The sequence below is a fragment of the Methylotuvimicrobium alcaliphilum 20Z genome (assembly GCF_000968535.2).
In the GTDB taxonomy this organism is placed as follows: domain Bacteria; phylum Pseudomonadota; class Gammaproteobacteria; order Methylococcales; family Methylomonadaceae; genus Methylotuvimicrobium; species Methylotuvimicrobium alcaliphilum.
The window spans coordinates 2,273,507-2,287,732 of record NC_016112.1 but is presented as its reverse complement, the minus strand read 5'-3'; the positions used below and the strand labels follow the sequence as shown (position 1 = coordinate 2,287,732).

13 protein-coding genes are annotated in these 14,226 nt (G+C 46.6%); 6 read left to right on the top strand and 7 right to left on the bottom strand.

The features are described from left to right. Nucleotides 1-295 precede the first annotated feature (295 nt). Genes lolD through fur form a run of 3 tightly spaced genes read right to left on the bottom strand, consistent with a single transcriptional unit; the run spans nt 296 to nt 2,663 of the window. On the bottom strand, nt 296-979 hold the full coding sequence (gene lolD / locus MEALZ_RS09800) for a lipoprotein-releasing ABC transporter ATP-binding protein LolD (protein ID WP_014148472.1): 684 nt from the start codon (nt 977-979) through the stop codon (nt 296-298). Beyond that, entirely contained in the window at nt 972-2,219 is a 1,248-nt protein-coding gene (locus MEALZ_RS09795; protein WP_014148471.1) for a lipoprotein-releasing ABC transporter permease subunit, read from the bottom strand. The genes lolD and MEALZ_RS09795 overlap by 8 nt, the downstream gene beginning before the upstream one ends. 27 nt (nt 2,220-2,246) lie before the next feature. Continuing rightward, complete coding sequence (gene fur / locus MEALZ_RS09790) at nt 2,247-2,663, bottom strand: ferric iron uptake transcriptional regulator (RefSeq protein WP_014148470.1); 417 nt, start codon at nt 2,661-2,663, stop codon at nt 2,247-2,249. A gap of 278 nt (nt 2,664-2,941) precedes the next feature. On the opposite strand from fur, the gene MEALZ_RS09785 reads away from it, so the two are divergent. Then, the gene (locus tag MEALZ_RS09785) at nt 2,942-3,409 is read left to right on the top strand and encodes an outer membrane protein assembly factor BamE (protein WP_014148469.1); all 468 of its coding nucleotides are present in this window, start codon (nt 2,942-2,944) and stop codon (nt 3,407-3,409) included. Between the two features lie 56 nt (nt 3,410-3,465). Here the strand turns inward: MEALZ_RS09785 and MEALZ_RS09780 are convergent, their stop codons facing one another. From MEALZ_RS09780 to MEALZ_RS09770, 3 genes are read right to left on the bottom strand one after another with little or no spacing between them, the layout of a single operon-like run. Continuing rightward, complete coding sequence (locus tag MEALZ_RS09780) at nt 3,466-3,735, bottom strand: RnfH family protein (protein ID WP_198482359.1); 270 nt, start codon at nt 3,733-3,735, stop codon at nt 3,466-3,468. 7 nt (nt 3,736-3,742) lie between these two features. After that, a complete protein-coding gene (locus MEALZ_RS09775; RefSeq protein ID WP_014148467.1) occupies nt 3,743-4,174 on the bottom strand; it encodes a type II toxin-antitoxin system RatA family toxin in 432 nt (143 codons plus the stop codon). A 2-nt stretch (nt 4,175-4,176) separates the two neighbouring features. Next, nucleotides 4,177-5,538 carry a sodium-dependent transporter gene (locus MEALZ_RS09770; protein WP_014148466.1) on the bottom strand — a complete coding sequence of 454 codons (1,362 nt, stop codon included), beginning with the start codon at nt 5,536-5,538 and terminating at the stop codon, nt 4,177-4,179. Nucleotides 5,539-5,641: 103 nt separating this feature from the next. Between MEALZ_RS09770 and smpB the strand changes: the two genes are divergently transcribed. The 5 genes from smpB (at nt 5,642) to MEALZ_RS09740 (ending at nt 9,512) form a co-directional block, all read left to right on the top strand. Next, nucleotides 5,642-6,127 (top strand): SsrA-binding protein SmpB, encoded by a 486-nt coding sequence (gene smpB / locus MEALZ_RS09765; protein WP_014148465.1) that lies wholly within the window; start codon nt 5,642-5,644, stop codon nt 6,125-6,127. A gap of 884 nt (nt 6,128-7,011) precedes the next feature. Next, the gene (locus MEALZ_RS09755) at nt 7,012-7,365 is read left to right on the top strand and encodes a HopJ type III effector protein (RefSeq protein ID WP_014148462.1); all 354 of its coding nucleotides are present in this window, start codon (nt 7,012-7,014) and stop codon (nt 7,363-7,365) included. 39 nt (nt 7,366-7,404) lie between these two features. Further along, on the top strand, nt 7,405-8,484 hold the full coding sequence (locus MEALZ_RS09750) for an NAD(P)/FAD-dependent oxidoreductase (RefSeq protein WP_014148461.1): 1,080 nt from the start codon (nt 7,405-7,407) through the stop codon (nt 8,482-8,484). Then, nucleotides 8,450-9,022 carry a class I SAM-dependent methyltransferase gene (locus MEALZ_RS09745; protein WP_046061086.1) on the top strand — a complete coding sequence of 191 codons (573 nt, stop codon included), beginning with the start codon at nt 8,450-8,452 and terminating at the stop codon, nt 9,020-9,022. Before MEALZ_RS09750 ends, MEALZ_RS09745 begins: the two co-directional genes overlap by 35 nt. A 124-nt stretch (nt 9,023-9,146) precedes the next feature. Beyond that, complete coding sequence (locus MEALZ_RS09740; protein ID WP_223842361.1) at nt 9,147-9,512, top strand: exosortase system-associated protein, TIGR04073 family; 366 nt, start codon at nt 9,147-9,149, stop codon at nt 9,510-9,512. Between the two features lie 439 nt (nt 9,513-9,951). On the opposite strand, the gene hrpA is transcribed toward MEALZ_RS09740, so the two are convergent. Beyond that, entirely contained in the window at nt 9,952-13,839 is a 3,888-nt protein-coding gene (gene hrpA, locus MEALZ_RS09735) for an ATP-dependent RNA helicase HrpA (protein ID WP_014148458.1), read from the bottom strand. Nucleotides 13,840-14,226 lie beyond the last annotated feature (387 nt).

The window sequence follows — 14,226 nt, the reverse complement described above, 5'->3', positions numbered from 1 at the left end:
TGTGGTCATAAATATCCCCTTTCTATTTCCTGTAGGGTTCGGTTGATCGATTGACAAGAGTCTGCGATAAGGATCGTCAGAGATGAAAAGGTATATTTACGACATCGTACTAAATAGCTAGCTTTTTTGTTTCGTGTAAAGGCATGCAAGTCGATCAAGTGTGAATGATGTAGTCTTGACAAGAGATAGAAAAGCCACATCATTTCACCTTTCACCTTTCACCTTTCACCTTTCACCTTTCACCTTTCACCTTTCACCTTTCACCTTTCACCTTTCACCTTTCACCTTTCACCTTTCAGTGATTGACGATCAGACCATCTTCCATATGCAACACGGTATCCATGCGCTGAGCTAAAACCGGATCGTGAGTAACGACCAAGAAGCTCACTTTGAGTTCGCGATTCAACTCCAACATCAATTGATAAATTTGCTCGGCAGTTTTACTATCTAGATTACCGGTCGGTTCGTCGGCCAATACGCATTTCGGTTGATTGATCAATGCTCTGGCAACGGCGGCCCGCTGCCTCTCACCACCGGATAACTCTCCGGGCTTATGCTCCACTCGATGCCCTAAACCGACTCGTTGCAATAGCTCATCGGCCTTATGACGAGCTTGACCTACCGTTTCACCGCCGATCAACAACGGCATTGCCACATTTTCCAATACCGTGAATTCGCCCAGCAAATGATGAAATTGGTAAATGAAGCCCAAAGAGCTGTTTCTCAGTTTATTTAATTTAGTCGAATTGACTTTATTGAGATTGACTCCGTCCAAAACGACTTCACCGCCATCGGGTTTATCGAGACCGCCGAGCATATGCAGTAAGGTGCTTTTACCTGAACCCGAGGCGCCCATGATAGCCACACGTTCGCCAATGCCGATATTTAAATCGACGCCTTTCAATACATCGACATTGAGTCCGCCTTGCTTGAAACTCTTTGTCAAATCGCGGCATTGTAAAATAGTCGAATCATTCATATCTTAAAACTTCCGCGGGATTAATTTTTGATGCTTGCCAGGCAGGATAAAGGGTTGCGAGTAACGATAACGAAAAAGCCATTCCTGCGATTGTATACACATCCTCCCATTCCAGTTTCGAAGGTAACTCGCTGATGTAATAGACATCGGCCGCCATAAATTGCACGCCGAAAAATTGTTCAATCGCCGGCACAATGGTTTCGACATTCAGCGCCAAGGCAATCCCCCCTGCAGTTCCTAGTAAAGTGCCGACCACACCGATAATCGCGCCTAAAACGATGAAAATTCCCATGACCGAAGGCGAAGATAACCCCTGAGTTTTTAAAATGGCAATATCACCGCGTTTATCGGTTACAACCATGACCAGCGTCGATACAATATTGAAAGCGGCCACTGCAACGATTAACAGTAAGATAATAAACATGACCCGCTTTTCGGTTTGAATCGCGCGGAAAAAATTACTGTGCGCTTGCGTCCAATCGCTAACCCGATAATCCTCATACAATGCTTGAGCGATGGATCGACTGATCTGCGGCGCATTGAACAAATCGTCAAGCTTTAAGCGTAGACCGGAAACCGCCTCCCCCATTCTGAACAATCTTGATGCATCATCCAGATGGATAATCGCCATGTTTCGGTCATACTCATACATGCCGACTTCGAAAATACCGCTAACGGTAAATCGGCGCATACGAGGCAATATTCCGGCCGGCGTGGACGTGATTTGAGGGGTGATTACAGTAATTTTGTCTCCAACCATCGCGCCGAGATAGGCGGCCAATTCCGCACCTAAAACGATGTTGTATTCGCCGGGCATTAGTTGTTCGAGCGAACCGGCCTTCATTTTTTCGGCAACTTCGGAAACCTGATGCTCCACGTTCGGCAAGATGCCTCGCAGCATCGTACCGCTGACTCGTCGGTCCGCATTAATCATGACTTGGCCGTTAATAAATGGAGCCGTTCCTTCTATATTAGGATAGTTGTCAATCAAACCGTTTAGTTTTTGCCAGTCCTCCAATTGGCCATCGAGCCCTGTAACGGTAGCATGTGAAGTCATACCTAAAATCCGTTCGCGCAATTCCGCTTCGAAACCGTTCATCACCGATAAGACGGTAATCAATGCGGTCACTCCCAATGCGATGCCAAGTATAGATGTCAGCGTGATGAATGAAATAAATTGTGTACGGCGTTTTGCCCGCGTATAGCGCAGGCCAATATACAAAATGAGAGGCTTAAACATTCAGTGTTGGATAGAGGATGGACGAAATTAGGATTTTTTGCAATTAACGCACAATCCATATAAGTACAAGCTGTGATCGGTTAATTCATAACCCAGCTTGTCGGCAATTTCTTTTTGTCTGCTTTCTATGACCGGGTCGGTGAATTCGTCGACTTTTCCGCATTTGACGCAGACGATATGATCATGATGACCGCCAGTATTTAGTTCGAAGACCGAATTTCCACCTTCGAAATGATGTCTTGCAACCAAACCAGCGGCTTCAAATTGAGTCAAAACCCTATAAACAGTGGCCAGCCCGATTTCTTCATTTTCACTCAACAAAATTTTGTAAACCTGCTCGGCAGTTAGATGACGATCATCTTTTTGGCTTTCAAGAATTTCAAGAATTTTAACGCGAGGTAGAGTGACTTTTAAGCCTGCGTCCCTTAAATCTTGTTTTTCCAAAATAAAATCTCCTATAAAAAAGTGGATCGTTTTGCTTTCCGGAATAAATTAAATCCGTTCGGTACCTGAAAATTTAGAGAACTGGAAGCAAAAAGCTATTGTAGCCTTTTTTACCTGCAATGAGCATACAGTTTAACAGTACAGAACTGCATTCTAGGATAATTATTGTAATTGATGTAAGATTCCCGTTTTGCTTATCCCTTAGACGCTAAATGAGAAAGCCGCTTGTCTTTTCATGCTTCCTAGCAAGCTTAATACTCGCTTCATGTACAACTATCATGGAAAACTTGCCGGGCGTCTATACATTGGACATTCAACAAGGCAATATGATCGACCAGGAAACCATCGATCAGTTGCGTCCTGGCATGAATAAACGCCAAGTTTTATACATCATGGGGTCGCCCATGTTGCTCGACCCCTTTCAACAGCATCGTTGGGATTATATTTTTTCTGAACAATTGGAAGGCGGAGCTAGACTGCAAAAAAAAGTAACGCTTCTCTTTGATGAGGATCAATTGATAGGAGTACAAGGCGATTTCAGACCCAGCTCAAAGCCCACAGAACGAGTTTCGCACGAGACAACGATTGTGTTACCCAAGCGCAAATTGGATAAAACAGTTTGGGAAAAAATAACCGGTGTGTTTGGTAGCGATGAAACATCAAGTAGCACGATCGAGTTCAAAAAACCGACCGACAACAACACAATCGACAATGATCCGCTGACCTCATCCTCTAGGATCAATTAGCCTAAAAATTCCTTTAGAGTGTTGAATTTTTTGAAGGAATTCTACAAGCCAATCACTTATTCTTTTGCAGCCTTGTTTCTTCTTGACTCCTTAGGGTCGTGCAATAATGGCCGGTAAATTTCTATTCTATCAAATTCCTTTAACACCCGATCCAGTTTACAGGCGCTACTAAAAATACCAACCTTGGCTTGAGACAAATCGATTTCAGGAAAGCGCGTTAAAACCCCCGATTTGATAATAGCTTCTTCGACTGTTGCACCTTCCGGTACTGAGGCGTTTAAAATAACCTGCTGCTCCGGTTTAGCATAAGCGACTTCTACTCTAATGAATTTTTCAGCCATATATTTCCTTTGCACGCTCGGTAAACGAGGCCACCATGGTATTGCATATTTGATTAAAGACAGCCCCGAAAGCCAGACTCGCCAATTTTCCGGACATTTCGAACTCAAGATCCAATGAGATTTTACTCGCATCCTCCCGCAGAGGCATAAAATCCCATTTGCCTTCCAGGTGCGTGAATGGTCCGTTCAGTAATTCAATCGTAATTCGACCGCCATGGTCCAGTTTATTACGGGTTGCAAACGATTTTTTAAACCCTCCCTTAGCAATCATCAATTCGGCTTCAACAACATCGTCCTTACGAGACAAAATGCGACTTCCTGAGCACCAGGGTAAAAACTCCGGATACGCTTCGATATTATCGACCAGATCGAACATCTTTTGCGCAGAGTATTTAACCAGCGCGCTTTTTTGTACCAACACCATTATTAAAGCACTCCAACCACATTCAAAAATACCAGAAAAACTGCTGCGGGAGAGACGTATCGAACCAGAAAACGCCAGATTTGGTAATGTATTGGCTTGGAACTACGCAGCTCATGCTCGCTATCATCGGGCTTCATGATCCAACCTGCAAAAACGGCCACACAGAAACCGCCGATGGGTAACAATAAATTAGCCGTCAAATAATCCAATAAATCAAAAATGGTCCGGTCGAAAATTTTAAAATCCGACCACACATTAAAAGAAAAGACCGTACCTAACCCGACAACCCAAGTTGCAAGGCCGGCCCAAACACATGCTTTCTTGCGATCGATTTCTTTATTTTCGACCAACCACGCAACAGCCGGTTCGATTAGCGAAATTGATGAAGAAAGCGCCGCAAAAACCAGTAAAACAAAAAACAAAATGCCAAACAGCCAGCCGCCGGTCATATTGCCGAATGCAATCGGTAGCGTTTGAAAAATCAACCCGGGTCCGGCAGCAACTTCCAAGTTATTTGCAAAAACAATAGGAAAAATCGCGATACCGGCCAACAAGGCAACAGCAGTATCGGCTCCGGCGATCAAGATACTCGTTCGAGTAATCGAAATGCTATTCGGTAAATAAGAACCGTAAACCATGATCGCGCCTATGCCTAGACTCAATGTAAAAAACGCATGCCCCATTGCGGTTAAAACGGCTTGACCGGTAATTTTGCTAAAGTCCGGGTTGAACAAAAAGTTAATGCCTTGTTGGTAAGACCCGGTCGTCATTGCATATGCTACCAACAACATTAAAATGACAAACAAACCGGGCATTAAAAATCTGACTGCTTTCTCCAAGCCGCCGGCCACTCCTCTTGAGACCACTAGCATGGTCACCAGCATAAAAATACTATGCCAAAAAATCTGTTGCAGCGGGCTGCTCATTAAACTGCTAAAAGTATCTTTGATTGTTGTGCCGTCCGCACCGGAAAAGCCGCCTAAAAAAGCTTTAAAAACATAGGCAATGCCCCAACCGGCTACTACACTGTAATAAGACAAAATCAAAAATCCGGAAATAACGCCTAACCAACCCACATAATGCCATTTAGGATCGGCATTCGCCTCATCAGCTAAATCGGACATCGTATTGATAGGGCTTTGCCGTCCGCGGCGACCTATGAGCGTTTCCGCAATCATAATCGGAAGGCCGATCAACAGAATACAAAGTAGATAAACGATAACAAAAGCTCCGCCACCGTTTTCTCCCGCAATATAAGGAAATTTCCAGATATTGCCTAAACCGACCGCCGAACCGGTTGCCGCTAGAATGAATGCTAAGCGCGACGACCATTCACCATGAATTGATTTCTTTGTTTGCGTCATTTCCGTGCCTGTTCTTTGCTATAAAGCTAAATAATTATCGATAAATCGAGTAAAATACCAAAATTATTAGATCCCGTCAGTTTATAAATCCACTTAACACGCCATGGCCGATAAAAAATCGAAGAAAAAAAACAAGTCACAAAATAATACCATCGCCACCAATCGCCAGGCTACGCACGAATATTTTATTGAAGAACGCTTCGAAGCGGGTTTAGTCTTAGAAGGCTGGGAAGTCAAAAGTCTGAGAGAAGGCCGGGCGCAACTAAAGGAAAGTTATGTGCAAATCAAGCGCGGCGAAGCGTGGTTGTATGGCACTCATATCTCGCCGCTATTATCCGCTTCCACACATGTCAATCCGGATTCCATACGCGGTAGAAAACTGCTATTGCATCGTCAAGAACTTAATAAATTGATCGGCAGCGTCGAGCGCAAAGGCTATACGTTGATTCCTTTATCGATGTATTGGAAAAACGGTCGGGCCAAAGTTGAAATCGGCTTGGCCAAAGGCAAAAAATTACATGACAAGCGAACGGCATCGAAAGACCGAGACTGGCAGCGCGAAAAAGAACGCTTGATGAAACACGCTTAAAGCATAGTCAGCGGTTAACAGTCAGCAGTGAGCGGACTGAAGTAAGGCCGGTCGCTCGTCCCCAAGCTCTTTGCTTGGGGACGCAGTACGAGAAGCCCCAATCCCGGCTTCTCGAAACCGGTAAGCAAGAGCTTAGGATTTTGTGATAAATAACTTCCTAGAGCTATACGTTTTGTAGCGGGTTCGGCAGGGTAAACGCATTAAAATAATCAACATATCAATATGTTATCCTGTTGCTTAGAACGCTTAGTCAATTCGGTTTAACTTATGGTACCCCTCCCTGGGCCCCGTTAGGCCGCGCCGAGCACTGGCGATTTTGCCGAGAATAGCCCGTTAGGGGAGCGGCAGGGATGCCGCTCGTTTTCGGAGGGCTAAGGATAGCCCTTCCGAAAACCCTCGGCAAAATCGTCAGCGCGCAGGATGCAGCGGCCTCCGGGTGTCTTTTCTTTTGGATACTTTTCTTTGGACAAGCAAAGACAAAATCGCCTGGAGCGATTTTGAACAGCTTTAGCTGGCCCGAAGGGCGAAACCCAGGGATTGGGTTTCGTAGCAGTATCGCGGTTGTCGGTCCGCGAACCGACTACACATAAGCGTCGCGATAGCGACACAAAGCCTTATTTAGGTTTCAAGCAAACCAAATCTTATAGTTAACCAGGAAAAAAAGAATATTTTAACTATCTGATTTTCTATAGTGTTTTAATGCGTTTGCCCTGTGCTTACCTTACATTAAAATTAAAGAAGTTATTTATGACCGAATCCCTACCTGAAGAGGCGCTCAAACAAAGAGGCTGGAATGGTGCTATAGCGCATAGTGTTTATTTTAACTATTCAATAACTTATACCCAGAAAATATTAAAGCTGGGTTAACAAAACAATAGATAACAATGACTTTAACTGAATTTCTCGACAAATTAAAATCCAATAGACCGGTCGATTTCGAAGAAACGATGGCTGTGATAGCCGAACACTACGAATATCAACCAGCCGAATTTAGCAACGGCCTCGAAGATAATGAATTAATCAATAAAGCCGGTACAAACGAAGGCTCATGCAAAATTTTCGCGTTCGCAAAAATGAACGGACTCGATGAGCAACAAACCTTGAATCTATTCGGCGATTATTATCGCTTGGACGTGTTGAACGACCCGACTGGAACCGGTCATCAAAACATCCGAAATTTCATGTGTTACGGATGGCAAGGCATACAATTCAAGAGCATGCCGCTCACGCTCAAATAGTCGTTTCGGAGCGATGTCTACGTCGCGGCTAAAAACAAAATGGATATCGATTTTCTAATCGTAGGACAAGGACTGGCCGGAAGCCTGCTTGCCTTTGAACTGATGCAACGCAACGCACGGGTCATGGTCGTCGACGACGGCCGCGAAAATGCTTCGCAAGTTGCGGCCGGCCTCATTAATCCTGTTACCGGCATACGCCTGGTCAAATCCGATCGGGTTGACGATTTATTGCCGGAAGCGAAAGCGCTCTACAGCCGTCTATCGAAAGTTTTCGATCGGAATTTCTTTGTAGAAAAAACGATGTTTCGTCTGTTGCGCAACGAAGCCGAAATCGCGCAATGTCAAAAACGCTTAAACGACCCTGAATATGGCGCCTACTTATCGAAAATACACCCAAGAGAATCATTCGCTTATCCGTTCCAATATTGCCGCCGGCTATTGGAGCAAAAACAAACAGGCTATTTAAACACCCGTCCGCTGCTCGATGCTTTGCAGGGCTTCTTTATCGGCCTCGACAGTTACCGAAAAATCACGTTCGATTTTCGCGGCACACAAGACTTTGAGCCTTTCTACCGGCAAGGACTCAAGCCGAAACGGATCATTTTTTGCGAAGGATACCGTTTACTCAATAACCCTTGGTTTTCCTGGCTACCATTGCAGGCGGTCAAAGGCGAAATACTAACCATCGAAAGCGACTTTGTCTTACCGGAACAGATCATCAATTTCGGCAACTGGCTGATTCCCATCGGAGAAAATCGTTACCGGACCGGTGCGACATTCGAAAGGCATTGCACCGATACAGCCGTTACAGAGCGGGCCAAGCATCGATTGATTCAATCGCTTGCCAAGATAGATCCACGTTTCGAGTCCAAAACGCGCATCATCGATCAACAAGCCAACATCCGCCCCTGCACGCAGGACCGAATGCCTTTTCTAGGCAGGCATCCCGCAAATACCAAGCTTTGGGTATTCAATGGTTTCGGCGCCAAGGGCAGCCTTCAAATTCCGTGCTATAGCCGTCATTTGGCCGATACCTTACTTAACGACGCAACCTTAGATAAGCACTGCAACATCCAACGTTATTATGAAACGCATTTCCCTAGTTCACAAAGCGCATAAAGCCGTAAAGGCTGTATTGCAAGCCGGCGATTACGCGATCGATGCCACAGTCGGCAACGGGCACGATACGCTGTTTCTGGCTCGGCATGTCGGTCCCGGAGGCATCGTGCTCGGATTCGACATTCAGCAAAGCGCGATCGATAAAACGCGGAGCAGACTCGAACAGGAAACAATCGATACGCAAGTTGAGCTGTTCAGGGTGAGTCACGCGGAAATGACAAACATAATTCCCATGCAATTTCACGGGCGCATCAAAGCGGTCATGTTCAATCTAGGATATCTTCCAGGCGGCGACAAATTGCTGATCACTCGAACCGATACGACGATTGCCGCACTGAATCAGGCCCTTCGAATGCTTGCACCGGATGGATTATTGACGATACTTGCCTATCCTGGCCATCCCGGCGGCGATCAAGAAGCCGATGAAGTCGACAAATGGTGCGCCGATTTGGAGGGTTCCCGTTACGATAAGTCATGCATCAACAGTCAGGAAAATCAAAAGAGTACGCCCCGCCTTTACCTCATTAAACCAGCCTGAATTTCTAGAATACGAGTTAAGCGTCACTTAAGTTTTATATGTTAAGTCTTTGACCAGTCATATGGGTTCCTCTATACTGTGATAGCGATACGACACTATACTTTAAAAATCACCAAGGAGAAAAATGATGTATACGTTCAAGCCTGTCGCAGTGGCTTTAGTTTTAACGTTAGGTGCTTACACCCCAATCAGTCATGCAGAGGAAAGCTATCTTTCTCGAGTTGGCGATAAATTTTTAGGTGGTGTTGCAAATATGTTTACAGGTCTTGCTGAAGTACCTAAAAACTTGATCGATGTAACCAATAAAACTAACCCGGTTGTCGGTGCGACAGGCGGATTGATCAACGGAACTTTACAAACTGTAGGAAGAACTGCTTCCGGGGTTTTCGACATTATCACGAGTCCGATCCCAACCGAAAGTATGGTAGAACCGAAATATGTTTGGACGGAGTTCGATCGCCCTACATCATACGGTGGCACTTTTAAATAAGTTCCAGTAAATAAGCTCAAGCCTTACTCCCCGGGTTTTTCGGGGAGTCTCTTCTTATTCCCCTTTCTTGCTCCCCCCTGGCATAGCTATCGCACTTCAAATTTCGGCATTAACGAATAAAATGACAGAAGTATTTGGTAGCTTACAAAATTCATATACACCTTCTTAGCAATGAACGGTCTTTGCTACAACACAAACACGCTGAATAGTTTCGAAAGTTACCCACAAAACCTGTGGATAACTCTGTGGATTCGTTGTTTTTTAATTCGCTAACGCACCGGATTTATTACGCTTCAGTTAAATTGTCTAAAATCGATACAGATAACTTATTAAAATAAAAATCAATGACTTACATTGAGGGCTCATGTTTCAATGGCTTATGGAAACAAGCTGGATAAGTCCTTGATTTATGCTGTGTATAACTCGTAGCGACTCCGAACTATTGCCGCTGATCCCAGGCCTTTTCGATGCGCTTTTCCGAAATCGGATACGGGGTTTTTAATTGCTGAGCGAACACCGACACGCGAAATTCCTCGAGCATCCAGCGGAACGCTTCTTGTTCCGGTAGCACGACGGTTTTCTTAGCTCGGTTCGCAATATCTTTCCAGTAGCGCGTGCAATAACGCTGCACGATCGGGATTTTGGAGGCATCGCCGACGATTTTATCGAGACGGTAATCGATCGTCTTCAGGTAGCGAGGCAGGTGTTTGAGCTGTGCAAACGGCGTATGACGAATGAAACCAGAATAAATCAATAGGCACAATTGTTCGTTGATATCGAGCACGGTCGCGTTGTCCTGTTGCAACCGTGACAGGCGTTTTTTGACGCCTTGATAGCGTTCGACAATATCCAGCGTCAGTTTGCCGACCTCGTTTGCGAACGCTACTAACCCCCCTTTGTGCTCGCGAATACTCTGTTCGAAATCTTTCTGCGTCCGGATGACGCGATCGCCGACGAACAATTCGAGAAAAACTAAGTAAAGTAAATCTTCTTTGTAAGAGGCGCCCGCATGATCTTTTAGTATCGAATGTTCAGGCAACTGATTGACCGTTAGCTCAGCAGCCGTGGAATGAGGCATGTTTTTTGCCAAATAGGTCTTTTCCTTTTTCAACTGCAACTGGAACAGCCGAGTCAAACCAGCTCTGTGCAAGCGGTCGGCTTTATCACGCGTATCGAAAATCTTGACGCCGACCGCATCGCCTTCGTCGACGATCGCCGGGAAGCCGATAAACGACTGACCTTCATGTATGAATTCATAAGTTTCCGGCAAATCGTCGAAGGCCCATTGAATACAGCCTGTGAAATTCAATTCATCGGCGGCCTTTTTGTCGAAACTGTCGACAGCCTCGACGGCGTATTTATCCTGTAGCTTTTTTAGATCGCGCCCGTAGTCGAGCAACTTACCTTGCTCGTCGACGATACGAAAATTCATCGTCAAGTGCTCGGGCAAGGTTTCCGGATGCCATTCGGTCAACGGAATCGCTTCGCCGGTCAATTTGCGCAAACGCATGCCGAGCCACTCATAGAGCGAACCCTTGAAATCAGGCTCGATTTCGAGGCACTGCTTCGCTGTCTGCGGCACCGGCACGAAATGCTTACGCAGTTGTTTCGGCAACGACTTGATCAACGCGATGAGTTTTTCTTCCAGCATGCCCGGCACCAACCAATCGAAAGGTTGCGCTATCACTTGATTGAGTTGATGCACCGGAATGACCGCAGTCACGCCGTCTTCGTCGTGCCCCGGTTCAAAACGATATTGCAAATCGAAACTCAAACGTCCAATTTGCTTGCTGTCCGGAAAATCCCATTCGTTGATGAAATCATCCTGCTCGCGAGTTAAATCCTCCTTGGTCAGGAACAGAAATTTCGGATTGTCGCGTTCGACGCTTTTACGCCACTGATCGAACGTAATGCTATTGACGACCGATTCGGGAATTTTTTTATCATAAAACTGATACAGCCATTCCTCGTCCTCGATCAAATCGACGCGCCGGCCCTTGTGCTGAATGTAGCCGACTTCTTCGAGCAATTGTTGATTGGCCTTGAAGAACGGTGCATTGGTTTGATAATCCTGATTGACAAGGCCGAAACGAATAAAATAATCGCGCGCTGCCTTCGGATCGACGTGTTCGTAAGGTATCTTGCGCTTCGCCTGCAAAGTCAAACCGTACAGCAGCGTGCGCTCGTAGATACCGCTACGCCCTGCCTTCTTCTCCCAATGCGGATCGTAATAATTGCGCTTGACCAGATGCCCGGAACAGGCCTCGATCCATTCCGGTTCGATGCGGGCGACCGTTCTTGCGTAAACTTTAGACGTTTCGACCTGTTCAGCGGCCATGATCCATTTCGGACGCGGCTTGTGCAATCCCGAACCCGGAAAGATGAAAAACTTGAGTCCGCGCGCGCCGAGGTATTCGTATTGCTCGTGCCGGAAGCCGATATTCGACAACAAGCCCGGTAGCAAGGCGCGGTGAATTTCGCCGTAACCGGCCTCGATCATGTTTGGCTTGAGCTTCAATTCGCCTTTGATCACCTGCATGATCTGCGCATGAATGTCGAACCATTCCTTCATGCGGACATAGGATATAAACTGATCTTTGCAATATTTACGCAGCTTGTTGTTCGACAAATGCTTTTTCTGCTCCTCGAAATGGTTCCACAGATTCAGCAAGGTCAGAAAATCCGATTCTTCATGGCGGAAAACGGCATGTTTGGCATCCGCCTGTTGCATCTTGTCGGCCGGTTTTTCACGGGGATCTTGAATGCTCAGCGCCGCGACAATAATCGATACTTCATGGAGGCATTGATAGTCGGCGGCTGCCAGCAGCATCCTAGCCAATTTAGGATCGGTCGGCAATTTGGCCAGTTGCTTACCGATTTCGGTCAAATTACCCTGTTTATCGAGCGCATTGACTTCATGCAGCATCGTTTTGCCGTCGCGGATCATCTTGTCTTCGGGCGGCTCGATAAACGGAAAATCCTCAATATCGCCAAGGTTAAGGGCAATCATCTGCAGAATCACCGACGACAGATTGGTACGCAGAATTTCCGGTTCGGTAAATACCGGACGTACTTGAAAATCCTCCTTCGAATACAGGCGAATGCAGATACCCTCCGCGACGCGGCCGCAGCGCCCTGCCCTTTGATTGGCACTGGCCTGAGAGATGCGCTCGATCGGCAGACGTTGAATCTTGCTGCGATGACTATAACGGCTAATACGCGCGTGTCCGGTATCGATCACGCAGCGAATGCCCGGCACCGTCAACGACGTTTCGGCGACATTGGTCGCGAGCACGATGCGCTGTCCGCCTTTCGGCTTGAATACACGTTCTTGTTCGGCGACGCTGAGTTTCGAATACAGCGGCAGAATTTCGTAGCCGGTCGGATGATGCTTGCGCAGCGACTCGGTCGTTTCGCGGATTTCCCGCTCGCCACTCAAAAATATCAAAATATCGCCACGCATATCACGCGCGAGTTCGTCGACCGCATCCAAAATAGCCATTTGTAAATCGGCCGTCGTTTCGTCACCTTCCTCGATCTGTTCGATAGGCCTGTAACGAATTTCGACAGGATAGGTGCGGCCCGATACCTCGATGATCGGCGCATCGGCGAAATGTTTCGAAAAACGCTCCGGGTCGATCGTAGCCGAGGTCACGATCAATTTCAGATCGGGGCGTTTCGGCAACAGCCATTTCATGTAGCCGAGCAGAAAATCGATATTCAGGCTGCGCTCGTGTGCCTCGTCGATGATGATCGTATCGTACTGATTCAGATACGGGTCGTTTTGCGTTTCGGCCAACAAAATACCGTCAGTCATTAATTTGACCAACGATTCCTTGCGCGTTTGATCGTGAAAACGAACCTTGTAACCGACCGATTTGCCGACCGGTTCGCCCAACTCCTCGGCAATGCGGTCCGCTACCGTGCGCGCGGCGATGCGGCGCGGTTGCGTGTGACCAATGTAGCCGGCAGAGCCTCGTCCGATAGCCAAACAGATTTTCGGCAATTGCGTGGTCTTGCCGGAGCCGGTCTCGCCGCAGACGATCACGACTTGATGGTCTTGAATCAACTGCGCGATTTCGTCTTTTTTGCCGCTGACCGGCAAATCGGGAAATGAGATGGCGGGTATCGACGCGCGCCGTTTCGAAAACAATGCTGCCGATTGTTCGATGCGGCCGGTCAAGTCAGTAAGTTTGTCGGACGGGACCTTGCCATTTTTGGCGTCTTTGCGCAAACGGTCGAGTTGGCGTTTCAGGCGATGGCGGTCTTGATTCAGGCATTCCGGTAATCGATGGGCAAGCTGTTTGAATTGTGCGTGTATGGACATTCGCTTTAGGCGATTAAAATTAACATTATAACGTTAAACTTGATCTTTTAGAGATTTATACCCATCGTAGATGAAAATTCGGCACCGGGGTGTCCGTCAAAGGACGCCGTAAACCCAGCACCTAAATTATCCAAGACAATTAACCATGGGCTATGGAATTTAGGTGCTGGGTAAATACGTCTATGTAGGCTCTATGCCAGCTCCATGCAGGCAAAGCCTTTGCGAGCGCCATGGATGGCGTGAATGTCGATTTTGCATGAGCAAAATCGACCTAGCACCCCAAGGCCTCCTTCGACAATGCCGAAATTTGAAGTGCGAAAGGTATAGCCAAGTTTACTTTGATTAACTTATGGATCAAAGCATGATTTTGGCCTCCATTGTAAGAAT